The 21,690-nt window shown below is 62.7% G+C and carries 17 protein-coding genes; 8 read left to right on the top strand and 9 right to left on the bottom strand.

The genetic code is table 11. The features are described from left to right. Positions 1-94 precede the first annotated feature (94 nt). Complete coding sequence (locus tag AB4Y85_RS07375; RefSeq protein ID WP_441984226.1) at positions 95-2,188, top strand: ABC transporter ATP-binding protein/permease; 2,094 nt, start codon at positions 95-97, stop codon at positions 2,186-2,188. A 113-nt stretch (positions 2,189-2,301) separates the two neighbouring features. Here the strand turns inward: AB4Y85_RS07375 and AB4Y85_RS07370 are convergent, their stop codons facing one another. From AB4Y85_RS07370 to AB4Y85_RS07340, 7 genes are all read right to left on the bottom strand, one after another. Next, positions 2,302-2,781, bottom strand: a complete 480-nt coding sequence (locus AB4Y85_RS07370) for an META domain-containing protein (RefSeq protein ID WP_441984225.1) — start codon at positions 2,779-2,781, stop codon at positions 2,302-2,304. Between the two features lie 143 nt (positions 2,782-2,924). Then, positions 2,925-3,899 (bottom strand): ATP phosphoribosyltransferase, encoded by a 975-nt coding sequence (gene hisG / locus AB4Y85_RS07365; RefSeq protein ID WP_441984224.1) that lies wholly within the window; start codon positions 3,897-3,899, stop codon positions 2,925-2,927. Then, positions 3,899-5,020, bottom strand: a complete 1,122-nt coding sequence (locus tag AB4Y85_RS07360) for an ATP phosphoribosyltransferase regulatory subunit (protein ID WP_441984338.1) — start codon at positions 5,018-5,020, stop codon at positions 3,899-3,901. Before AB4Y85_RS07360 ends, hisG begins: the two co-directional genes overlap by 1 nt. 849 nt (positions 5,021-5,869) lie before the next feature. Then, entirely contained in the window at positions 5,870-6,307 is a 438-nt protein-coding gene (locus AB4Y85_RS07355) for a hypothetical protein (RefSeq protein ID WP_441984223.1), read from the bottom strand. Between the two features lie 67 nt (positions 6,308-6,374). After that, complete coding sequence (locus tag AB4Y85_RS07350) at positions 6,375-8,018, bottom strand: histidine--tRNA ligase (RefSeq protein WP_441984222.1); 1,644 nt, start codon at positions 8,016-8,018, stop codon at positions 6,375-6,377. Positions 8,019-8,386: 368 nt separating this feature from the next. Beyond that, entirely contained in the window at positions 8,387-9,736 is a 1,350-nt protein-coding gene (locus AB4Y85_RS07345) for an aspartate aminotransferase family protein (RefSeq protein WP_441984221.1), read from the bottom strand. 102 nt (positions 9,737-9,838) lie between these two features. Further along, positions 9,839-10,060 carry a heavy-metal-associated domain-containing protein gene (locus tag AB4Y85_RS07340; protein WP_441984220.1) on the bottom strand — a complete coding sequence of 74 codons (222 nt, stop codon included), beginning with the start codon at positions 10,058-10,060 and terminating at the stop codon, positions 9,839-9,841. 192 nt (positions 10,061-10,252) lie between these two features. Between AB4Y85_RS07340 and AB4Y85_RS07335 the strand changes: the two genes are divergently transcribed. The 3 genes from AB4Y85_RS07335 (at position 10,253) to AB4Y85_RS07325 (ending at position 13,837) form a co-directional block, all read left to right on the top strand. Then, on the top strand, positions 10,253-11,569 hold the full coding sequence (locus tag AB4Y85_RS07335) for an EAL domain-containing protein (RefSeq protein WP_441984219.1): 1,317 nt from the start codon (positions 10,253-10,255) through the stop codon (positions 11,567-11,569). A 64-nt stretch (positions 11,570-11,633) separates the two neighbouring features. Then, positions 11,634-12,509, top strand: coding sequence for a TIGR01459 family HAD-type hydrolase (locus AB4Y85_RS07330; RefSeq protein ID WP_441984218.1), 876 nt, complete (start codon positions 11,634-11,636; stop codon positions 12,507-12,509). 356 nt (positions 12,510-12,865) lie between these two features. Continuing rightward, positions 12,866-13,837, top strand: coding sequence for a bifunctional riboflavin kinase/FAD synthetase (locus AB4Y85_RS07325; RefSeq protein WP_441984217.1), 972 nt, complete (start codon positions 12,866-12,868; stop codon positions 13,835-13,837). A gap of 10 nt (positions 13,838-13,847) precedes the next feature. On the opposite strand, the gene AB4Y85_RS07320 is transcribed toward AB4Y85_RS07325, so the two are convergent. Both AB4Y85_RS07320 and msrB read right to left on the bottom strand, forming a co-directional pair. Continuing rightward, positions 13,848-15,020 (bottom strand): DUF3095 domain-containing protein, encoded by a 1,173-nt coding sequence (locus tag AB4Y85_RS07320; protein WP_441984216.1) that lies wholly within the window; start codon positions 15,018-15,020, stop codon positions 13,848-13,850. 6 nt (positions 15,021-15,026) lie between these two features. Continuing rightward, positions 15,027-15,530, bottom strand: coding sequence for a peptide-methionine (R)-S-oxide reductase MsrB (gene msrB, locus AB4Y85_RS07315; protein WP_441984215.1), 504 nt, complete (start codon positions 15,528-15,530; stop codon positions 15,027-15,029). Between the two features lie 267 nt (positions 15,531-15,797). Between msrB and ileS the strand changes: the two genes are divergently transcribed. The 4 genes from ileS (at position 15,798) to AB4Y85_RS07295 (ending at position 21,682) form a co-directional block, all read left to right on the top strand. Beyond that, a complete protein-coding gene (ileS, locus tag AB4Y85_RS07310; RefSeq protein ID WP_441984214.1) occupies positions 15,798-18,746 on the top strand; it encodes an isoleucine--tRNA ligase in 2,949 nt (982 codons plus the stop codon). A 146-nt stretch (positions 18,747-18,892) separates the two neighbouring features. Then, entirely contained in the window at positions 18,893-19,369 is a 477-nt protein-coding gene (gene lspA / locus AB4Y85_RS07305) for a signal peptidase II (protein WP_441984337.1), read from the top strand. An 89-nt stretch (positions 19,370-19,458) separates the two neighbouring features. Then, entirely contained in the window at positions 19,459-20,112 is a 654-nt protein-coding gene (locus tag AB4Y85_RS07300) for a hypothetical protein (RefSeq protein WP_441984213.1), read from the top strand. 238 nt (positions 20,113-20,350) lie between these two features. Beyond that, positions 20,351-21,682 carry a M16 family metallopeptidase gene (locus tag AB4Y85_RS07295; protein WP_441984212.1) on the top strand — a complete coding sequence of 444 codons (1,332 nt, stop codon included), beginning with the start codon at positions 20,351-20,353 and terminating at the stop codon, positions 21,680-21,682. The last annotated feature ends 8 nt before the right edge of the window (positions 21,683-21,690 follow it).

Raw genomic sequence — 21,690 nt, 5'->3', positions numbered from 1 at the left:
GGTGGAACTTTCTCCTTTCTTTTGCCACGAGGCCAGTTGATCGCCCTCTCTTCATCCTACTAAACAGTGTGTTGTGATTGTAAGGAACACATCCATGGTCAAAGCCGGTATCGGAATTGCGGTTGCAGGCCTCGCGCTCCTCATGCTGCACTTCAATAACCCCGAGCTTTCAATTCTTTTGCCGGTTGCCGTTTTGGGTCTGGCGATTGCTCTATTCCTGTCTCGGGACATGGCGAAGTTCCTCAAGGTCTTCCTCATGGTTCTGGCATGGGTAGAGGGCATTCTCGTCGTAATGAACCTTGCCGCAACTTTTGGAGCTATGCCCGAAGCTCTGGCTGATTACGTGCCCCCGGCCTACATGCCTGTCGGCGCAACGATCTTCGCCTTTGTGATCTATGGAATTTCCCGAATTCCCGTCATTCGGACGATCATGCAGATCGCCGATCGCTATTTCACGTCACATGCTCGCAGTGAGATCGAAATACCCTTTATCGGTCGCATCAGGGCATCCGAAGGTACCATCGGTACGACGCTTCTTGCCTTCCTGATTTTGATTAACTTCGGTCAGGTCGCGCTAAGCGTGCGTCTCAGCTTCTTCAGTCGCGATCTCTACAACGCGCTGCAAGAGAAGAATTCTGGAGAATTCTGGTATCAGCTTCTTTGGGTCTTCGTTCCATTCGTCACGATCTATGTGCTGATCGCGATGGTTGAAATCGGGTCGCAATACGTATTGCGTATCCGCTGGCGCGCCTTCCTCAACGGGCTATACGTCAAGGAATGGCTAAGTGACGGCGCTCATTATCGCATGCAGCTATTGGGACGCGAAGCCGACAACCCGGATCAGCGCATCGCCAACGACCTGCATAGCTATGTCGACCAGACCTATAGCCTCTCAATCGGCTTGCTGAACCAGTGCGCAACTCTTGTCTCGTTTGTTGCTGTTCTGTGGGTTCTGTCCAGCGGGTTCACGTTGCCGGGGACAGATACTCCCATCCCGGGACTGCTGGTGTGGGTCTGTATCGCTTATGCTGTTCTGGGGACAGTGCTCACCCACCTCATCGGACGCCCCTTGATCCGCCTCTACTTCCAGCAGGAACGCGTTGAGGCAGATTATCGATTTTCGCTTGCGCGACTTCGCGAATACACGGAACAGGTCGCCCTGTTGGGGGGAGAGGAAGCCGAGCAGGAAGCTCTGCGGAACCGTTTCGCGATGATCGTGCAGAATTTCATGCAGATCGTTCGTCGCGTCATGCGCCTGACGGTTTTTCAGTCAACGTACTTCCAGGCAAATGTCGTTGTCCCTCTCATTTTTACCGCTCCCTATTTCTTCCTGGGTAAGATCACTCTCGGGCAGCTCCAACAGACAGTTGGCGCATTCTCCAACGTGCAGGGTGCGCTCGACTTCTTCGTGACGTCATATTCCAGCATCGCAAGCTACAAGGCTGTTATCGACCGTCTGACTTCGTTTGAGAGAGCGATCAAATCCGTCCAGCGGAGCAACAGCGCGGAGCATGTGTCGCTCAGCGAAACCTCGCATGCGAATATTGCCCTTTCCAACCTCAGGGTGGATTTGCCTGAAGGGCGTACTTTGATTCAGGCGGACGATCTCGTATTCCGGCGTGGCGAAACGACTTTGCTCACAGGACCTTCAGGCTCCGGCAAGTCCACCTTGTTCCGAGCGATCTCGGGTATTTGGCCTTTCGGTGGCGGCGAGATCATGACGCCACATGGCAAGAGTATGATGCTTCTTCCTCAGCGGCCGTACATTCCCATCGGCTCCCTCCGTGCCGCAGTGAGCTATCCAGGAACGCATGGGGCATACAGCGATGCCGCCATCGTGGATGCCCTGCGCGTCGCCAAGCTCCCGCAGATCGCAGATCGGCTCGACGAGGAGCGGGCCTGGGGGCAGACCCTGTCGCTCGGCGAACAGCAGCGCCTCGCGGTTGCCCGCGCGCTTCTGGCCAAGCCCGACTGGCTGTTCTTGGACGAGGCGACCGCCGCGCTCGACGAGCCGACAGAGGCCGAGATCTACAAGATCATCAAGGAGAAGCTGCCGGAGACCACCGTGATATCCATCGGCCACCGCTCGACCCTGCTCGACTATCACGACCGGCGCATCGACCTGAAGCGGGGAGAAAACGGTCTCTCGACCCCCGTGGACATGATGCAGCCACAGCCGGCGGAGTAACCTTTTCCTGTCATCCCGGATCTTCGTTTCGCTCCGTCCGGGATGGCGCTCTTTCCCCACAACGAAAAAGGCCGGCATCTCTGCCGGCCTTTTCACGTTCAGAAGCTTGTGTCTTACAGAACGCGCTCGAAGCGCAGTTCGCCGCTCTGGCTCTTGATGGTCAGGGTTTGGCCCTTGATGTCCCATTTGCCTGCGGTGCGCAGGGCCATGAGGAAGGCCTGTTCGATCCCCATGGCGGCCTTGTCGCAGGACTTTTTCGTCAGCGCGAAGGGAGCGACGGCCAAGCCCTGGTCCCGCAGGGGATAAGCAGTGGTGGAATAGGTATTGCAGCCGGCAAAGCCCGTGGCGCGCAGCTGGGTGTCGAGCTTGAAGCTCGGGCGTTCGCCGCCAAAGGGCTTTCCGTTCAGGCTGACTGCCGTCCAGGCCGAGCCGAGGGGGAAGATCTGGTCTCGCTCCAGGGGCTGCGGAACCTTGGGGTCTACCTGCCGGGTGGGGCCGGCGGGCCGGCCAAGAGTCGCGGCGGACTGAGCGTGAGCCACGGACACGGTGGTGGCGAGAGCCGCCAGGATTGTCGCAAGTCGAAGCGCGTTCATCGGAACCTCTTCATCGTCTAAAAAACGCCGGAACCATAAAAGGCGTTGGCCGTGAGGGCAACGTCTTGGTGATATTGTCCTATCGCCTCTTGTTCACCATAGGCAAGCTGAAGCTTTGATGAAGGCTAATAGGTTTAGAGTCTTCAACCGGTCCGCCGCAACAGCCGCTCGGTGAGGGCATTGGTGGGCCGGAAGAGATAATCGAAGGTTCGAACTGTAATGTCCTGTGCTCCGATGTCCTGTAGCGCGGCCACGATTTCGAATACCGAGCCCGCCCGGCAATGGAGCACGATTTCGCGACCGAGCGCATTGCCGTAGGGCTGGCTTACCCCGAAGCTTTGCACGACGGAGGCCAATGCCTGGGCGCTGGCCGGGTCGAGGGCGGCGCGGATCTCGCGGCTCGAGCGGGCCTCTTCCTCGGCTGCGATGCGGGTCAGAACGGCGGTCGCCGCAGCGCGGGTCTGGTCGGTCCAGGGCGCGCGGGTGGAGGCCACGAGATTGGCCTCGGAGCGCAGCATCACGCCGTCGTCGAGGATCTTGAGCGCATTGGCGGCAAGCGTCGCGCCGGTCGTGGTGATGTCCACGATCAGCTCGGCGGAGCCGGCACCCGGCGCGCCTTCGGTGGCGCCGAGGCTTTCCACGATGCGGTAATCGGCGATGCCCTTCTCCGCGAAGAAGCGTCGCGTCAGGTTCACGTATTTCGTAGCGACCCGCATCTTCTGCCCGTGGCGGGCGCGAAGATCGGCGGCGACCTCGTCGAGATCGGCCATGTTGCGCACATCGATCCAGGCCTGCGGCACGGCCACCACCACATTGGCGTTGCCGAAGCCCAGCGGCGTCAGAAGCTCCACGGCCTCGTCCGCATCCGGGATCTGCTCGCGGACCAGGTCCTCGCCGGTGATGCCGAGATGCGCGATGCCGGTCGCGAGCTGGTTCACGATCTCCGAGGCCGACAGGAAGGCCACTTCCACGTTCGGTACGCCCTTGAGTGTCCCGCGATAATCGCGGGCTCCGCGCGACTGCGTGAAGACGAGGCCGGCGCGGGCGAAGAACGCGGCTGCGTTCTCCTGCAGGCGGCCCTTGGAGGGCACCGCCAGAATGAGAGGGGAATCGGACATCAGGGACTTCCCACGATACGGTCGAGCCAGAACGAGCACCCGACCGCCGGGATCGTGGTGTCGGCTCCCAGGTGTTCGAGCAACCGGTCATAACGCCCGCCGCCCACGACGGGCTTACTGTTGCTGCGGCGCGGGTCCTGAACCTCGAAGATGAAGCCGGTGTAGTAGTCGAGATTGCGCGCGAACGCGGCGGAGAAGGCGAAGGCGCTCACATCGAGGCCACGCGCCGCCATGAAGCCGGTGCGCTCCTCGAAGGTGCCGATGGCCGGGCCGAGATCGAGCCCCGCTTCGCGGGCGAGCGAGCGGATCGCATAGGCCGCGTGATCGGGATCGCCGGTGATGGAAAGGTAGCGTTCCAGAACCTGCCGCGCCTCGTCCGTGAGGCCTGTCCGGTTGGCGGCGCGCGCCAGGAAACGTTCGGCGATCTCGCCCGCGCTGCGGCCGCCGACGGTCGCGATGCCTGCAATGGAGAGAATGTCTTCGACGAAGGCCTTGGCCGCTTGGGGCGCCTGGCCCTCGATAGCGGCGAGCAGCCCCGCATGTTCCTGAGCGCTCGGTCCATCCTGCTCGGCAAGGCTCGCAAGCCCCTGGCCCGAGACGATGGCGCGAAGCGCGCGGCGCTTGGCGGCCGGCGTGATGCCGAGCGCATCGATAAGGGCATGGAGCAGACCTATGTCGCCGAGCTTCACGACGGGCGCGACATATCCGAGCTGAGCGAGACCGTCGAGGGCAAGGCCGAGGATTTCGGCATCGGTCGCCGAGACGTCGTTGCGTCCGATGGATTCGAGGCCTGCCTGAAGGAACTCTCCGCTCTCGCCGGGGCGCATGCGGAAGACCGGGCCGCCATAGGAATAGCCGGAGGGCCGGGCGCCGTGGGAGCTCAGATGCTGAAGGCAGACGGGAATGGTGTATTCGGGCCTGAGGCAAAGCTCCTGGCCCGAGGCATCCTGCGTCACGAACATGCGCCGCCGAATGTCCTCGCCCGACAGGTCGATGAACACATCGGCCGGCTGCAGAACCTGCGGCTCGACCCGCGCATAGCCCTCGCGCTCGAAAAGCGCGATCAGCGCGACAATGGCATCCGTCTCCGTCACGGCGTCCCAATTCCCCTTTGTTCGCATGCTCTCTAGCAATGCCGGGCCGGGAAGGCGACCGTTTTCGACGGGAAGGGTGAACGGAGGGGGAGCAAAGGCTCGGCGGGCGCCAAGAATGACGAAGCCGATCCGGAAGGATCCCGCCATCAGGGCTCATGACGACATGAGAGGAGGGGCCGGAATTAGTCTGTCAAAGAACATGTGGGAATGGCCTCGCGGCGTGTTTCGCCCGAGGTTTGTTCAGTCGAGGGAGGGCGCGAGGAGGCGTCCGGCTCGTTTGTGTGTTTGTGTTGAGAACCTGACGGCTCCCCGCGCACGGCTTTTTTAGGCGTACACCGCGTCTTTCAGCGGAGGGCCTCCCGTCAGCGGGCTTGCGACGCCCACAGCAGGACCGTGCCCGATCCCACAATCACGACGCCTCGCGAGCGCGCCCCTCGGTGGATCAGGCTGTGCCAACCATAGCCAAGCTTAGGAGGATTGTCAAGAACAAAGAATGAACATAACGTTGCGCCGGTGTTCCCTCCCCCTTGCGGGGAGGGTCAGGGTGGGGGTGGTTCGACCGGGTGAGCCCTTTCAAAGTAAAGCGCAGGACCAGCCTCTCCCACACGGGAGAGGTCGACGCGCGGTAGCGCGGCGGGTGAGGGAATGCCCTCTGCCCTCTCCGGAAATGGCATTCCCTCACCCCTGCCCCTCTCCCACACGGGAGAGGGGATGCCGGTAGAACTCGACGTGTTCACTGGACACAGCGAAGCGCTCTGAATTTGCGACCCCCACCCTGACCCTCCCCGCAAGGGGGAGGGAACACGCGCCACATCCTGCGCACGATTCCGGCTAGGCTCACGCTGCCCGGGGATAACGTTTATGGAGATCGAGAACTTACCGCTTTTCAGCCGTATCGCTCTTGGCCTTCGTCGTCTTGCGCTTGCTGTGGTTGCTGGAGCGGTTGACGTATTTGACCTTCTTGGGCTCTTCCTTACCGCGGTCCTGGCCTTCGCGGGCTTCACCGACCAGGTTTGCGGGCAGGAAGTGGCGGGCGGCTTCCGACATGACGCCGGCGACAGCGCCTGCGGCGGTCTGGGTCAGGTCCACGCCTTTCGCACCCGTATTGGCTGCGGCAGAACCCGCTCTCTTGGCGGCACGGGTCTTGGTGAGGGCGGCAGCGGCCGCGCCGGCGGCTGCAATCAGTGCATCCGCCAGGATTTCACGGCCTAGATCCGTATTGATCAGGTCCATCAGGCCCGATTTCTTGGCGGTTTTCGCCAATTTCGAGCCTGTGGCTTTCTTGTTGCTCTTCTTGTCCTTGGCCTTCGCCATGATCGTCTCCTGTAGTCAAGCTTTAGGAGACAACACGGAGAGAAGTGAAGCGGTTCCCGCTGTCGGATCAGCCGTAATGCCGCGCCAGAACTTCGCGCACCGCCTCGACGAGCTTGCCCTCCGCCACGGAGAACTGGGCCGGACGGGAGGCTTTCCATTCCTCGTTGGAGGAAATGGCCGCCGCCGCCTTGGCGCCCTCGATCAAATCCTTGATCTCGACCTCGCCGCGCTCGCGCTCGTTGGAGCCCTGGATGATCACGCAGGGGCTCTGGCGCCGGTCCGCGTACTTCATCTGCGCCTTCATGCCGGACGAACCGAGATAGAGCTCGGAGCGAATACCCGCCCGGCGAAGCGTCGAGACCATGCCCTGGTAGGCGGCGATCTGGTCCTTGTCCATGACGAGCACCACCACCGGGCCGGGCTTTTCGGAACCGGAAACGATGGGGCTCTTGATCATCTGGAGCGCCGAGAGAAGACGCGATACGCCGATGGAGAAGCCGGTGGCCGGAACGGGCTCGGAGCGGAAGCGGCCCACGAGGCCGTCATAGCGTCCGCCGCCGCCGACGGAGCCGAAGCGCACGGGGCGCCCGTCCTCGTCCTGCACCTGGAAGGTCAGCTCGGCCTCGTAAACGGGGCCGGTATAGTATTCGAGGCCGCGCACGACGGAGGTATCGAAAACTATCCTCCTGCTGCCGTAGCCAGCAGCTTCCGCAATTGAGATTATCTCGGCAATCTCATCTAGCCCTTTGTTGGCTAGCTCATTTGATCCAACGAGTGCTCTAATCTCCGCTATACGCTCAAGATTATCGATATAATAGTTCATAGACTCCATATCGGGGTCCATGAAATCAGAATCCGAGACCACGTGCATGTCAGAGCCGGGACGCGGGCTTAGCCAGGATCCGAGCAAATCAGGCGAAAGCTCACCCAGAACTATGCCGCTTTCGGTGCTTAGCGAGGTTGCATTCTTAGCTGTTCGGAGAAACCCGATAAGAATTTGAGCCTGAGTGAAGTCTAGGCCAGCTCCTGTTGTGAAATCACCGGATTCGTCTCGTCGCCCAGACATTAAGAGGTCTTGAACTCCATCAATTCCTAACCGGTCAAATTTATCGAGTGCTCGCAATGCTGTTAAGCGCTGACCAGCTTTATGATCTCCTCCAAGACCAATGGATTCCAGAATACCGTCTAAGATCTTACGATTATTGATCTTAATCACGTACTCGCCGCGCTTCAGCCCAAGCTTTTCGAGCGTATCGGCGGCCATCATGCAGATTTCCGCATCCGCCGCGACGGAGGCCGCGCCCACCGTGTCGGCGTCGAACTGCATGAACTGGCGGAAGCGGCCCGGTCCCGGTTTCTCGTTACGGAACACCCAGCCCGCGCGATAGCTGCGATAGGGCTTGGGCAGCGCGTCGAAATTCTCGGCCACGTAGCGGGCGAGCGGCGCCGTCAGGTCGTAGCGCAGCGATAGCCATTGCTCGTCATCGTCCTGGAACGAGAATACGCCCTCGTTCGGGCGGTCCTGATCGGGCAGGAACTTGCCGAGGGAATCCGTGTATTCGACGAAGGGCGTCTCGACGCCCTCGAAGCCGTAGAGCTCATAGGAATCCCGGATCGCCGCCAGCATGCGCTCGGTGGCGGCGAGGTCGGCGGGGGTGCGGTCGGCAAAGCCGCGCGGGGCGCGAGCCTTGATCTTGTCGGCCTTGGACATGGTTTAACAACAGCCGTTGCAAAGAGAAAAACGTGCTGCGTCCTAAACCCTGCGGGCATGAGGGGCAAGGGTTGTTGCCATATTCGCTACACCGCTCGTCATTCCGGACGGCGTGAGCCGATCCAGGAGCTTCATCCGAGTCGAGCGCTTACCTCTGTCATTCCGGGGCCGCGCAGCGGAGCCCGGAACCCATAACCACGACGCTCTATAATTTAGCGAGGACCGTCTCGCCTCTTTCTTCGATGGTAGTGGTTATGGGTTCCGTGCTCTCGCTATCACTCGCCCCGGAATGACAAGGGGTATGCCTCATTCTGCTGGCGATCCCGGATCGGCTTTTGCCGTCCGGGATGACATTTGTGGGAGGTGCCTTAAGCGACTGCCTTGATCACCTTCGTCAGCTTGTCGACGATCTCGCCGATCTGCTCCTCTGTGATGATCAGCGGCGGGGAGAGGGCGATGGTGTCGCCGGTGATGCGCATCATCAGGCCGTATTCCTGGAAGGCGCGGTCCATGGCCTCGAAGGCACGCTTGCCGACGGCGTCGGGGCGCGAGGCGAGGTCAATGGCGCCAACAAGCCCGATGGTGCGGATGTCGAGCACGTTCGGCAGGTCCTTTAGGCCGTGGATCGCATCGGCCCAGTCGGGCTCCAGGGCCTTGGCGCGCTCGAACAGCTTTTCGTCGCGGTAGATGTCCTGGGTGGCGAGCGCCGCCGCGCAGGCGAGCGGGTGGCCGGAATAGGTGTAGCCGTGGAACAGCTCGATCACGTGCTCGGGGCCGTTCATGAAGGTATCGTAGATGCCCTCGCGCACCAGCACGCCGCCCATGGGCACGGTGCCGGAATTCACGCCCTTGGCGAAGGTGATCATGTCCGGGATGACGCCGTAGCGCTCGGCGGCAAAGGCGGTGCCGAGGCGGCCGAAGCCGGTGATGACCTCGTCGAAGATCAGCAGGATATTGTATTTGTCGCAAAGCTCGCGCAGGCGCTTGAGGTAACCCTTCGGCGGCGCGAGCACGCCGGTGGAGCCGGACATCGGCTCGACGATCACGGCGGCGATGGTCGAAGCGTCGTGGAGCGCGACGATGCGCTCGAGATCGTCGGCCAGATGCGCGCCCCATTCCGGCTCGCCGCGCGAAAACGCCTGCTCGGCGCGGTTATAGGTGTGGGGCAGGTGGTCGACGCCGACGAGCAGGGAACCGAAGAACTGACGGTTCTTCACGATGCCGCCGACCGAGATGCCGCCGAAGCCGACGCCGTGATAGCCGCGCTCGCGGCCGATGAGGCGGGTTTTGCTGCCCTGGCCCTTCACGTTCCAATAAGCGAGAGCGACCTTCAGCGCCGTGTCCACAGCCTCGGAGCCCGAGTTGCAGAAGAAGACGTGGTTCAGGTCGCCCGGCGCGAGCTGGGCGATGCGGGAAGCAGCCGCGAAGCCCTTCGCGTGGCCATACTGGAAGGCGGGCGAGTAATCGAGCTCCTCCGCCTGGGCCTTGATTGCGGCGGTGATCTCGTCCCGGTTATGGCCAGCGTTGCAGCACCACAGGCCCGCCGCGCCGTCGATCACTTCCTTTCCCTCAGGGGTATAGTAATACATGCCCTTGGCGCGGGCGATCATGCGCGGGCGCTGCTTGAAGGAGCGGTTCGCCGTGAACGGAAGCCACCAGGCATCCAGATCGTTGGGTGCATTGAGATCGTTGGCGGCGCGCGACGTCTGAGCGGTCATGAAAATCCCCGGAACCGAAATATCCGGAGAAACCTATCAGCCGTTTCAGCGGGCCGCAAAAAGAACTTTGGGCGAAGCTATGTATGGGGCGCAGCCCTGCCGTCAGCCGGTCATGGCGTGGGCTTCATAACCGGCGGCATCCAGGGCGCGGGCCACTTCGATGCTCTGCGCGCAGGTCATCACATGCACCCGCCCATGCTCCAGGTCCACATCGACCGTGGCCGAGGGATCGAGGCGCTGAATGGCCTTGGTGACCGCTTTCACGCAGCCGTCGCAGGTCATGCCGTCGACCTGCATGAGCAGGTCTTTCTGGGGCTCTTCCATCGAATGTCCTTTCATTGTGCAGAATGACGTGATTTCGGCGCGAACAAAGGAAATTTCCGGTTGCGGCAATGTTGTTGTTGCCGTTTAGGTCGCAACTATACAACATCATCACGTTACTGATTCGCGTTTCATGCGGAACCAGGGGAGCGAGGGGCACCCATGGTAACCCACAGGGTTCATATCGATAAAGAAATGAAGGCGAAATTGTTCGTCTTCGCGCTCGCTGGCGTGTCCGCCATCGGCACGGCCGCGACATCCATTCCGGCGCCTTTCGCTGTGCCGGCGCTCACCTTCGTCAGCGTGGCGGCCCTGGGCGGCCTGCTCGTGGCCTGGGCACAGGCCGAGGCTGCCTCGAAAGCCGCGCAGCAGGCCATGGAGAACGGCCTCGATATTGCGGACCGGCTGATGCGGGTCGAACAGGGGCTCCAGGTCCCGGTGATCAGCCCTACAATCCGCACCACCATGGCGGAAGTGACCGGCACCGTGAGCCTCCTCGGCGGTGTCGTGCGGGAGCTTGCGAAGAACGTCTCCCCTCAGAACCGTGACGTCACCCATCTGCGGGATAGCCTCAAGACCGCGCCCGCAGCGCAGGCTGTTCCGATCCCGCAGACCATATCGGTTCCTCAGGCTGCACCGGCCATCGAGCGCAAACCTGCTGCGCAGCCCGCGCCCCGCAAGACGGCGGAGAATGACCTTCGCCGCATGCGGCTGGTCACCCAGGCTTTCGAGGCCGATGGAATCGAACTCGCCCTCCAGCCCATCGTCGCGCTCCCGCAGCGCAAGATCCGGTTCTACGAGGCGCTGGCACGGCTGCGCCTGGCCGACGGCACCCTTCTCGGGCCGTCCGAGTTCCTGAGCATCATCGAACGCCTGGGCCGCGCGCCGGAATTCGACCGCCGCGTCCTGAACCGCACCATGATGGTGGCGCGCCACCTGATCTCGCGCGGCAGCGAGGCCATCGTCGGCGTGAACCTGTCGGCCCATTCCGTGCGCGATCCGGGCTTCCTCTGGTCGCTGACCGGCATGTTCGACGCCGCCCCCGAGATCATCGGCAAGGTGGTGCTCGAACTCTCTCAGAATTGCTGGCGCAGTCTCGACGCGGATGCCGCCTCTGCCCTTGGCGCCTTGAGCGGCAAGGGCGTACCGCTCTCCCTCGATACCGCAAGCGATCTCCGCTTCGATGCCCGAGCCCTGGCCGATATGGGCGTGCGTTTCGTGAAGCTTCCGGCGGAGATGCTGGTGGCCGCCGAGCAGGATGAGCGGCAGCATCTCAGCGCCGAACTCGGGGTGCGGGATTTCGCCTCGTCCCTGCGGCGCGAGGGCATCAAGCTCATCGCCGAGCATGTGGAGCGCGAGGACATGGTGCCTACGCTCGCCGAAATCGGCGTGCCGCTTGCCCAGGGCTTCGTCTTCGCCGCGCCTCGCGCCGGCAAGGCGGAGGTGCTGGGAGGGCAGGCGCAGCCCGCATCCTTCGAAGAAGGCGGGACCCTGCTGCGTCGCGCCGGTTAAGTGTCACCGGTTGACTTGCGGGCCTCAAAAGCCTACCCGCCGGTCTCGCAACCAGTGAGACCCCATGCCAGCCTCCGACCGTCCCGCTCTCATCAACGGCCTGCAACCCCTTGCCGACCGCTACGACCTCATCTTCTGCGATGTGTGGGGGGTGCTGCATAACGGTGTGAAGGCCTACGAGGCCGCGGGCGATGCGCTCACGCGGTTTCGTGCCGGAGGAGGGCGGGTCGTTTTGGTCTCGAACGCGCCGCGCCCCGGCGCGTCGGTCGGCAAGCAGCTCGACCATTTCCAGGTTCCCCGCACGGCCTACGACGCCATCGTCACCTCCGGCGACCTGACGCGGCTCGCTATTCAAGAGCGGATCGAGAAGGTGGTGCACCATATCGGCCCGCCGCGCGACATGCCGATCTATAAAGGCCTCGATGCCCGCTTCGGCTCCATCGAGGAGGCGGAATACGTGGTCTGCTCCGGCTTCGATGACGACGAGAACGAGACCGTCGAGAATTACCGCGCCCGCCTTGAGGCCATGTTGCGCCGCGACCTGCTCATGGTCTGCGCCAATCCCGATCTCATCGTCGAGCGCGGCCACATGATCCTGCCCTGCGCGGGCGCGATCGCACTCGCTTACGAGGAGATGGGCGGCAAGGTGTTCTACGCGGGCAAGCCGCATGCGCCTGTCTACGACAAGGCGCTGGCCATCGCTGCTGAGATTAACAGCAAGCCGATCCTGAAGGAGAGGGTGCTCGGCGTGGGCGATGCCATCCGCACCGACATCGCGGGCGCCGTCGGGTTCGGCATCGATTCCCTGCTCGTCGCGCGCGGCATCCATGCGGAAGAACTCGGCCTCCACCACGGGGACCTCGTGTCCGATCACGTACAGGATTGGGTGGACCGCCAACCGGTCGTGCCGACGGCGATCATGGATGCGCTGACCTGGTGAGACGAAACTACCAAGGGTCATCCCTGACGAAGCGCAGCGAAGATCCGGGATCGTTGGCCATTTCAAGCTCACCCCTCTGTCATTCCGGGGCGAGCAAGAGCGAGAGCCCGGAACCCATAAACACGACGATGCCAAGAAAAGTGCTTCGATCCAAACCGCTTTATCCTGCGTCTTCAGTGGTTATGGGTTTCCACACCTACGGCGCAGCCCTTCGGGTCGGGCTCCGCTGCGCTGCCCCGGAATGACAGTGCCATATCCTGCACCTGATCCCGGATCGGCTTTCGCCCTCCGGGATGACGCAGTGAGGAACAGGCAGCCTCCCTTGACCCCGGCGTCGGTTGCGGTAGAGACCCGCCATGTCCTTCAATAAGCCCTCAGCATCCCTCTCGCCCAGCTTCGTGGTCTGCCGCGATGGCGAGCCTGTGCCTGAATCGCTGAAAGGCTCCATGGCCGCCATCGGCAATTTCGACGGGGTGCACCGGGGGCACCGCTACCTGCTGGACATGGCGATGAAGTCGTCCAGGCCCGCCACGGTCCTGACCTTCGAGCCGCATCCGCGCAGCTTCTTCCAGCCCGACAAACCGCTTTTCCGGCTCACGCCCGAGCCGGTGAAGCTCGCGATCTTCAAGCGCCTTGGTCTGGCGGGCGTGTTCGTGAAGCAGTTCAATGCGGCGCTGGCGGCTCTCTCGGCGGACGAGTTCGTTCAATCGCTGGCGCGGGAATTGCAGGTGGCCGGCGTAGTGATCGGCCACGATTTCCATTTCGGACGCGGTCGCGAAGGCAATCCGGAGCGCATGGCCGAGCTTTGCATCAAGCACGGGCTCGAATGCCATATCGCGCCGGCAATCGTCGAAGGCTCCGATCCGGTTTCATCGAGCGCGATCCGCGCGGCGCTGGAGACGGGCGGCATCGACACCGCCAACCGTCTCCTCGGTTATCGCTGGTTCGTCCGCTCCGAGGTGCGTCACGGAGACAAGCGCGGGCGTGATCTGGGTTATCCGACCGCCAATATGCGCCTGCCCGATGATTGCCGCCTGCGCCATGGCATCTATGCGGTGCGCGCCGCTGTCGGCGGCAGGATGATCGATGGCGTCGCCAGTTTCGGTCGCCGCCCGACCTTCGACAACGGGGCGCCATTGCTTGAGACGCATCTGTTCGATTTTTCCGGCGATCTCTATGGCCAGACCATCGACGTGGAACTCGTCGGCTGGATCAGGGGCGAGGAGAAGTTCGACGATATCGATGCGCTGATCGCACAGATGGATCGGGATTCGGTGGAAGCGAAGCGCATGCTGGCGGAAGACCGCACGCCTTCAATGATCGGGTAAATTTAAAGCCTCAACCCACAGGTTTCAGCGCCCGCGCCGCCATCGCATAACCACCCATAGCCCCATCAACGAAATGGATGTGGTCGGCGCGTGTCGGCGAGGGCACGAAGCAGGTCATGAGGGCGGCGTCCTGGCGGTGCAATCCATAGCGGGCCGTTCCCTCTTTGTCGGCATCGCTCAGCAGCGCCTCCAGGCGGTCGGCGAGGGCGAGGGTGCAATCGAGTGTCATGTGCAGGCCGTCGTCGAATTTGCGGAAATCGGTGTTTTCCACGAGTTGGTGTCGGTACTTAGCTGGATTGAAGCCGCCGACGGGCAGGCCGAGGCCGAGGATGACGAAGGACATTAATCGATAAACGATGAGGCGAAGATAGGCGAAAGGTTGCTTCCCGCTGCCGCCCATCGCCTTGGCTTCGATCTCTAACCCGTTGAACGGTGAAGTTAGGCTTGGACCGCGCTCGGGGAGCGGCCGCCCGGATTCCTGCCTGTCCTCGGTCAGCGCCAGCACCTTGCCGATGAGCGCGTGAAAGGCGGTGGGCTCCGCGCCTGCGCCGGGCAGGACGATCATGGACAGGATGACCCCGCGCTCGGGAATGATCGTGTCGAATTGGCAGGACAACCCTGAGAGATCCGGCATGGTGCCGGGCGCGGCGGGCGGAATGGCGTATTCGCCTTCCTTCATGCGCCGTTCCGCATGGGCCAGCCCGCCTCCCGCGAACATGGCATAGGTCACGTCGGGCGATACCGCGAAGCGGGCGATGCGCACGTCATGGCCCTTGGCTCTGACCTCGGAAACGGGAACGAGCGCGATGCGCAGTTCGAGCCCGAATGCATCTCGCACCCAGGCCGCAACGGCGGCAAGCGCCTCGCGGGCCATGTCAGCTTTCGAGGCCGGAAGCGCGAAGCTCGCGCCGTCACCGCCGAACACGAAGGGAAAGTCGCTCGATCCGAGCTTGTTGGATAAGGTCGCGATCACTGAGGCGGCAGCCGTGTTCACTTCCTTGTAGCGCCCGGCCTGGATGGCATCGGTCGACCGCACGATGTCGCTGAGGCCCAGCACCCAGTCATCCGGTACGGGCGTGTAGACAGCGGGGTCCGAGAGTTGGGAGAACCGGTCATAGAGGGGCAGGCGGGCATAGAAGCCCGCCGCATCGATGGGAGAAGCCTTTTGTCCACCGGCTTCCATGGCGCTTCAACCCACCACTTCACCTTCGGGCGCGCCGCGTCCCAACTCGTCCGGTAGCGGATCGCCTTCCGCGACGAAGCGCATGGAGACCGAATTCATGCAGTAGCGCTCGCCGGTCGGGGGAGGGCCGTCCGGGAACACGTGGCCGAGATGGCCTTCGCAGCGGGCGCAGCGGATCTCGGTGCGGACCATGCCGTAGCTCGCATCCCGCACGAAGGCGACGTGGTCGCGGTCGATGGGGTTGAAGAAGCTTGGCCAGCCGGTGCCGGATTCGAACTTGGTGCCCGCGCTGAACAGGGGCAGCCCGCAGAGACGGCAGCAATAGGTGCCTTTCTCCTTGGCTTCGTTGAAGATGCCGCAGAAGGGGCGCTCGGTTCCGTGCTCCAGCAGGACGCGCCGCTCCTCGTCGTCGAGGTTGTCCACGAGGGCGCGGAACAGCTCGGGCGACGGGGGAGTGAGATCGAACCCGGCCTGGGAGCGCTTGCCTGCCGTGGTGGTCATGTCTGCCATGGGTCAATCCTATCTGTCTGTGGTTCCGGCCCCTTAAATAAGGGGCGTGGGGCGAAATCACCACGCTTTATTATCCGTGGCGGCGCTGCTAAAAGGCTCCCATGTCCATGGATTTTCAGGCTCAAGCGTCCGCCCGCATAGGCGGATTGCGAATTATCGGCCCGGCTTTCGCATAGCCTGCGAGGGTCCGGGATTGCAGCCGTTTTGCCCTGAACGAAGCCTGATGCGCCCCGCCAAGCGGCGGGCCAGATAGACCGATTGACCGTCATGACCGATAGACCTGAGAGCACCGCTCGCGACTATTCCGAAACCTTGTTCCTGCCGCAGACCGAGTTCCCCATGCGGGCGGGCCTGCCTCAGCGCGAGCCGCAATTCCTGCAGCGCTGGAACGAGATGAAGCTCTATGAACGCCTGCGCGAGGTGCAGAAGGGCCGTGACCGTTTCGTGCTGCACGACGGCCCTCCCTATGCCAACGGCAACATCCATATCGGCCACGCCCTCAACAAGATCCTGAAGGACCTCATCGTCCGTTCGCAGGGTATGCTCGGCTTCGATTCCAACTACGTGCCGGGCTGGGACTGCCACGGCCTTCCCATCGAGTGGAAGATCGAGGAGGAGTATCGCGCCAAGGGCAAGAACAAGGACGAGGTTCCGATCGTCGAGTTCCGCCGCGAGTGCCGCGCCTTCGCCGAGAAGTGGATCGACGTGCAGCGCGAGGAGTTCAAGCGCCTTGGCGTCGGCGGCGACTGGTCGAACCCGTATCTGACCATGTCGTATGATGCGGAAGCGCAGATCGCCCGCGAGATCATCAAGTTCGCGACGAGCGACCAGCTCTATCGCGGCTCGAAGCCGGTGATGTGGTCCTCCGTCGAGAAGACCGCGCTCGCTGAAGCCGAGGTCGAGTATCACGAGAAAACCTCCCACACGATCTGGGTGAAGTTCAAGATCACAAACACCCTCGACGGCGATCTCGACGGCGCGTCGGTGGTGATCTGGACGACGACTCCTTGGACGATTCCGGCCAACCGCGCCATCGCCTTCGGCTCCGACATCTCCTACGGCCTCTTCAAGGTCACGGAAGCGGCAGACGACAACTGGGCGAAGGTGGGTGACCGACTCGTGCTGGCCGACAAGCTCGCAGCCGACGTGTTCGCCGCCGCGCGCGTTGCCGGTTACGAGCGCGTGAAGGACGTGCTGCCCGTGATGATCGAGCGCTGCGCGCATCCGTTCCGCGGCCTTGCCGGTGCGAACGGCTATTGGGATTTCGCGGTGCCGATGCTGCCCGCCGATTACGTGACCGCCGATGCCGGCACGGGCTTCGTGCACACGGCACCGGGCCATGGCGCGGACGACTACAACACGTATATCAAGCACCGCGACGTATTCGCCGCCTGCGGCACGAAAGAGGTTCCGCACACGGTGTCTCCCGACTCGTCCTACTTCCCCGATGTGCCGTTCTTCGCGGGCGAGCGCATTTATGACGACAAGGGCAAGGACGCAGGCGCTAATGAGGCGGTCATCAAGAAGCTTATTGAAGTCGGCGCGCTGATCGCGCGTGGCCGCCTCAAGCACCAGTACCCGCATTCCTGGCGCTCGAAAGGGCCGCTGATCTTCCGCAATACGCCGCAATGGTTCATCTCGATGGACAAGCCGCTCGACGGCAAGGGCGACACGCTGCGTCAGCGCGCGCTCAATGCCATCGAGAAAACCGAGTGGGTGCCGGAATCGGGCGAGAACCGCATCAACGGCATGATCGCGAACCGTCCTGATTGGGTGGTGTCGCGTCAGCGCGCCTGGGGCGTGCCGATTGCCGTCTTCGTGAAGAAGGGCACCAACGAGATCCTCAAGGACGAACGCGTCAACGAGGCCATCGCCGATGCCTTCGAGAAGGAAGGCGCGGATGCGTGGTATGCCGGTGACGGCTCACGCTTCCTCAAGGCGGGTGGCTACGATCTCAACGATTTCGAGAAGGTGAACGACATTCTCGACGTGTGGTTCGATTCAGGCTGCACCCACGCCTTCGCGCTCGAAAAGCGCCCCGATCTGCAGGTGAAGCGCAAGGTCGATGGCGGACCCGATCAGGTCATGTACCTGGAAGGCTCGGACCAGCATCGCGGCTGGTTCCACTCGTCGCTGCTGGAAAGCTGCGGCACGCGCGGACGCGCACCCTACGACGTCGTCGTCACGCACGGTTTTACGCTCGACGAGCAGGGCCGCAAGATGTCGAAGTCGCTCGGCAACACGGTCGCGCCGCAAACAATCATCAAGGATTACGGCGCGGACATCCTGCGTCTGTGGACGGCCTCCGTCGATTACTGGGACGATCAGCGCATCGGCCCCGAGATCATCAAGACGACGGCCGAAACCTATCGCAAGCTGCGCAACACGATCCGCTGGATGCTGGGTTCGCTCGGCCATTTCCGTGACTCGGACAAGGTCGAAGTCAGCGCGATGCCGGAGCTGGAGCGCTTCGTGCTGCATCGCCTCGTCGAACTCGACGGCGAGATGCGCGAAGCCTACAGCACCTACGATTACAAGCGCGTGGTTGCCCTGCTTAACTCGTTCATGACCACGGACCTGTCGGCGTTCTATTTCGACATCCGCAAGGACACGCTGTATTGTGATCCGATCTCCAGCACCGCCCGCAAGAGCGCGCTGACCGTGATCGACCAGACCTTCCGCTGCGTGGCCACATGGATCGCGCCGATCCTCGCCTTCACGGCGGAAGAGGCGTGGCTCGAGCGCTATCCGAATGCGGAATCGGTGCATCTCGAAACCTTCCCCAAGGTGCCTGCAGAGTGGCGCAACGATGCGCTCGCCGAGCGTTGGGCGAAGGTGCGCCGGGTGCGTCGCGTCGTGACCGGCGCGCTGGAGATCGAGCGCGCGCAGAAGCGCATCGGTGCAAGCCTTGAGGCTGCTCCCATCGTGCATATCGCGGATGAGAGCCTGTTCCAGGCGGTGCAGGGTCTCGACCTCGCCGAGATCTGCATCACCTCGGCCATCCAGGTGCAGCAGAACGAGGGTCCGGTGGATGCCTTCCGTCTCGAAGACGTGAAGGGTGTCGCCGTCGTTTCCGCGCTGGCGCAGGGCCGCAAATGCGCCCGTTCGTGGAAGGTCACGACGGATATCGGCAGCGATCCGGATTATCCGGATGTGACGCCGCGCGATGCGGCAGCACTTCGCGAATGGGATCAGTTGAAGGCGGCGGCGGAATGATGAAGAGCGACGGTTCCGAGGCGTCGATCACCGGCGCGACCGCTCCCGAGGCAAACCCGCAGCGCACCCGCGCTGCGCGCGCCCCATCCGCGAAAGGGGGAGGGCGTTCGCGCTCCTCCAAAACGGCTCGCGGCAATGGCTGGTCGTTGGCCTCGATCCTGGGCTTCGCGGTGGCCTTGATCATCCTTGTGCTCGATCAGGCGACGAAGCTCTACACGCTCTTCGTCTACGATCTGCCGATGAAGGAGCCGGTGGAGCTCAACCCCTTCGTCAACCTGATCGTGGTGTGGAACCGGGGCATCTCCTACGGGCTATTCCAGCAGGATGGCGATCTGGGGCGCTGGGTGCTGATCATCGTCTCGATCATCGCGGCCATCGGCCTGTCCTTCTGGATCAGGCGGACCTCGGCCAAGCTTCTGGCGGTGTCGCTGGGGCTGATCGTGGGCGGGGCCATCGGCAACGTGATCGACCGCTTACGTTACGGAGCCGTGTTCGATTTCATCCAGCTCCACATCGGAACCTGGGATTGGTACGTGTTCAATGTGGCCGATGCCGCCATCGTTGCGGGGGTGGTCGGTTTGCTCTATGACTCCTTCGTGCTGGAAGGCAGGCGGGCACGATAATCCAGTATATCGCTGGTCCTCCGCCATATGTTCGCCCCATTGAGCGATCAGGCGTTCCAGCCACAATGAGAAACAATGGTGGGTGTGCCATGAAGGGAATGACAGTACTTTGCCGCGCGGGAGGCTTGGTTCTTGCGGGAACCTTGGCGCTGATGTTCGCCGCCTCGTCCGCTTCGGCGCAGGAAGGCGAGGTCGTGAAAAGCCTGCTCGGCAGCATCGGCATCATTCCCAAGGAAAAAGAGCCGATCATCTACAATGAGCGCGCTCCGCTCGTTCTGCCGCCCAAGATGGACCTGCGTCCGCCTGCTCCTGGTGGCGGCGCCGAAGCCCGTAACGCCGATTGGCCCAAGGATCCGGACGTTGCGGCCCGCCGCAAGGCCGCCATCGAGGCCAAGACGCCCTATACGAGCTCCGAGTTCTACAAGAACACCGAGGGCAAGCCCCTCTCCATCGATGAGATGCGCGCGGGCCGCAACCCGAACAACCGCGTCACAACTCCCGGTCTGGTCGGCGGACAGGCAGAAAACAGCCGCATGACCCCGGATGAGCTGCGCTCCTACGCGACGGACAAGCAGGCTGAGCTTCAAGGCGACGGCCTCGAGCGCCGCTATCTCAGCGATCCTCCGAGCGGTCTTCTGAAGTCCGCCGGCGGCGGACCGCTGCCACGCGCCACGCGCGAGCCGGTGCCGGATGGAGATCCCGACAGCCCGGCGGCCTTCATCCGCCAGCAGCAGAAAAGGTAAATATCCGCTGCAATTTGCTTTCCTTTCAGGCGAACGGGCCCCCCCGATTCGCCTGAAACCGTTCTGGGGGTAGGAAAAGCCAAGCCTGCCCTCAAGCTTCGGAAGCCTGCTCTCACGTTTCGGGCGCGAACCAAGTCGCACCATTAAAGGTGTCCTGCCTCGCTTGCGTGCCCGCCCGATTGGACTATTCCGGTAGGAGAAGTCCTACATCTGTTTCGATGTTGCCAAGGTAAAAGTCATGGATACTGCCTCTAAGCCCCTTCTTCGAACCGACTCGTCCTCCTTCGGGCGAACGGAAGGCAGTGGTCCCAATCTGTCCTCCTTCACTCTCGACAATGGTCTCGACGTGGTAGTGATTCCCGATCACCGCGCCCCTGTCGCCACGCATATGATGTGGTACCGTAACGGCTCGGCGGATGATCCGCTCGGCCAGTCCGGCATCGCGCATTTCCTCGAACACCTGATGTTCAAGGGCACCGAGAAGCACCCCGCTGGCGAGTTCTCGAAAATCGTCTCCGGCCTCGGCGGCCAGGAGAACGCCTTCACCTCCTTCGACTACACGGCCTATTTTCAGCGTGTCGCGCGCGAGAATCTGAAGGTCATGATGGAGTTCGAAGCGGACCGCATGACCAATCTTCTGCTGGAAGAGGCGGTGATCGCGCCCGAGCGTGACGTTGTGCTGGAAGAGCGCCGCATGCGTGTCGAGACTGATCCTTCGGCGCAGTTGTCCGAAGCTATGGCCGCATCGCTCTTCGTGCATCATCCCTATGGCATCCCGATCATCGGCTGGATGCACGAGATCGAGACGCTGAACCGTGAGCACGCGCTCGATTACTACAAGCGTTTCTACACACCGGAGAACGGCATTCTCGTCGTGGCCGGCGATGTGACGGAAGACGAAGTGCGCCGCCTGGCTGACAGCACCTATGGCCGCATCACCCCGCAGGGCAAGCGGCCGGTCCGTGTGCGCCCGCGCGAGCCGGAGCCTGTCGCCGCGCGTCACATCACGGTGGCCGATCCGAAGGTCGAGCAGCCGACCCTGCAGCGGCTCTACCTCGTTCCATCCTGCCGCACGGCCACGCAGCGCGACTGCTATGCGCTCGAGCTTCTCGCCGAAGTCATCGGCGGCGGTCCGACATCCTATCTCTACCGCAAGCTCGTGATGGAGCGCGGAATCGCCGTGAATGCGGGTGCCTGGTACATGTCCTCCGCCATGGAAGACACACGCTTCTGCGTCTATGCGGTTCCCGCGGAAGGCGTCTCGCTTCACGCGCTCGAAGAAGCGGTGGATCAGGTGCTCAAGACCATCGCCGACGAGGCGCTGGATTCCGACGCCATCGAGCGCGCCAAGACGCGCCTCGTCGCCGAGACGATCTATTCCACCGACAGCCAATCCTCGCTCGCCCGCATCTACGGCTCTGCGCTCGCCATCGGCGAGACCATCGAGGAAGTGCGCCGCTGGCCGGTGGAAATCGAAACCGTCCTCAAGGAGGACCTTGCCTCTGCCGCTGAGCGCTATCTGGTCGCCCGCCGTTCCGTGACGGGCTATCTCCAGAAGTCGGCCGCGTAAGAACTGAG

The organism is Microvirga sp. 2YAF29, from assembly GCF_052114605.1.
Lineage (GTDB): Bacteria > Pseudomonadota > Alphaproteobacteria > Rhizobiales > Beijerinckiaceae > Microvirga.
The sequence above is the reverse complement of the archived record's forward strand: the minus strand, read 5'-3'. Positions and strand labels throughout refer to the sequence as shown.

Coding starts and splice junctions, on each gene's coding strand:
- AB4Y85_RS07360 (WP_441984338.1), bottom strand. CDS start 5,020: ATGCGAACAAAGGGGAATTGGGACGCCGTGACGGAGACGGATGCCATT.
- AB4Y85_RS07325 (WP_441984217.1), top strand. CDS start 12,866: ATGTCCTTCAATAAGCCCTCAGCATCCCTCTCGCCCAGCTTCGTGGTC.
- AB4Y85_RS07345 (WP_441984221.1), bottom strand. CDS start 9,736: ATGACCGCTCAGACGTCGCGCGCCGCCAACGATCTCAATGCACCCAAC.
- AB4Y85_RS07320 (WP_441984216.1), bottom strand. CDS start 15,020: ATGGAAGCCGGTGGACAAAAGGCTTCTCCCATCGATGCGGCGGGCTTC.
- AB4Y85_RS07300 (WP_441984213.1), top strand. CDS start 19,459: ATGAAGGGAATGACAGTACTTTGCCGCGCGGGAGGCTTGGTTCTTGCG.
- msrB (WP_441984215.1), bottom strand. CDS start 15,530: ATGGCAGACATGACCACCACGGCAGGCAAGCGCTCCCAGGCCGGGTTC.
- AB4Y85_RS07340 (WP_441984220.1), bottom strand. CDS start 10,060: ATGGAAGAGCCCCAGAAAGACCTGCTCATGCAGGTCGACGGCATGACC.
- ileS (WP_441984214.1), top strand. CDS start 15,798: ATGACCGATAGACCTGAGAGCACCGCTCGCGACTATTCCGAAACCTTG.
- AB4Y85_RS07350 (WP_441984222.1), bottom strand. CDS start 8,018: ATGTCCAAGGCCGACAAGATCAAGGCTCGCGCCCCGCGCGGCTTTGCC.
- AB4Y85_RS07295 (WP_441984212.1), top strand. CDS start 20,351: ATGGATACTGCCTCTAAGCCCCTTCTTCGAACCGACTCGTCCTCCTTC.
- AB4Y85_RS07335 (WP_441984219.1), top strand. CDS start 10,253: ATGAAGGCGAAATTGTTCGTCTTCGCGCTCGCTGGCGTGTCCGCCATC.
- AB4Y85_RS07355 (WP_441984223.1), bottom strand. CDS start 6,307: ATGGCGAAGGCCAAGGACAAGAAGAGCAACAAGAAAGCCACAGGCTCG.
- AB4Y85_RS07330 (WP_441984218.1), top strand. CDS start 11,634: ATGCCAGCCTCCGACCGTCCCGCTCTCATCAACGGCCTGCAACCCCTT.
- AB4Y85_RS07370 (WP_441984225.1), bottom strand. CDS start 2,781: ATGAACGCGCTTCGACTTGCGACAATCCTGGCGGCTCTCGCCACCACC.
- hisG (WP_441984224.1), bottom strand. CDS start 3,899: ATGTCCGATTCCCCTCTCATTCTGGCGGTGCCCTCCAAGGGCCGCCTG.
- AB4Y85_RS07375 (WP_441984226.1), top strand. CDS start 95: ATGGTCAAAGCCGGTATCGGAATTGCGGTTGCAGGCCTCGCGCTCCTC.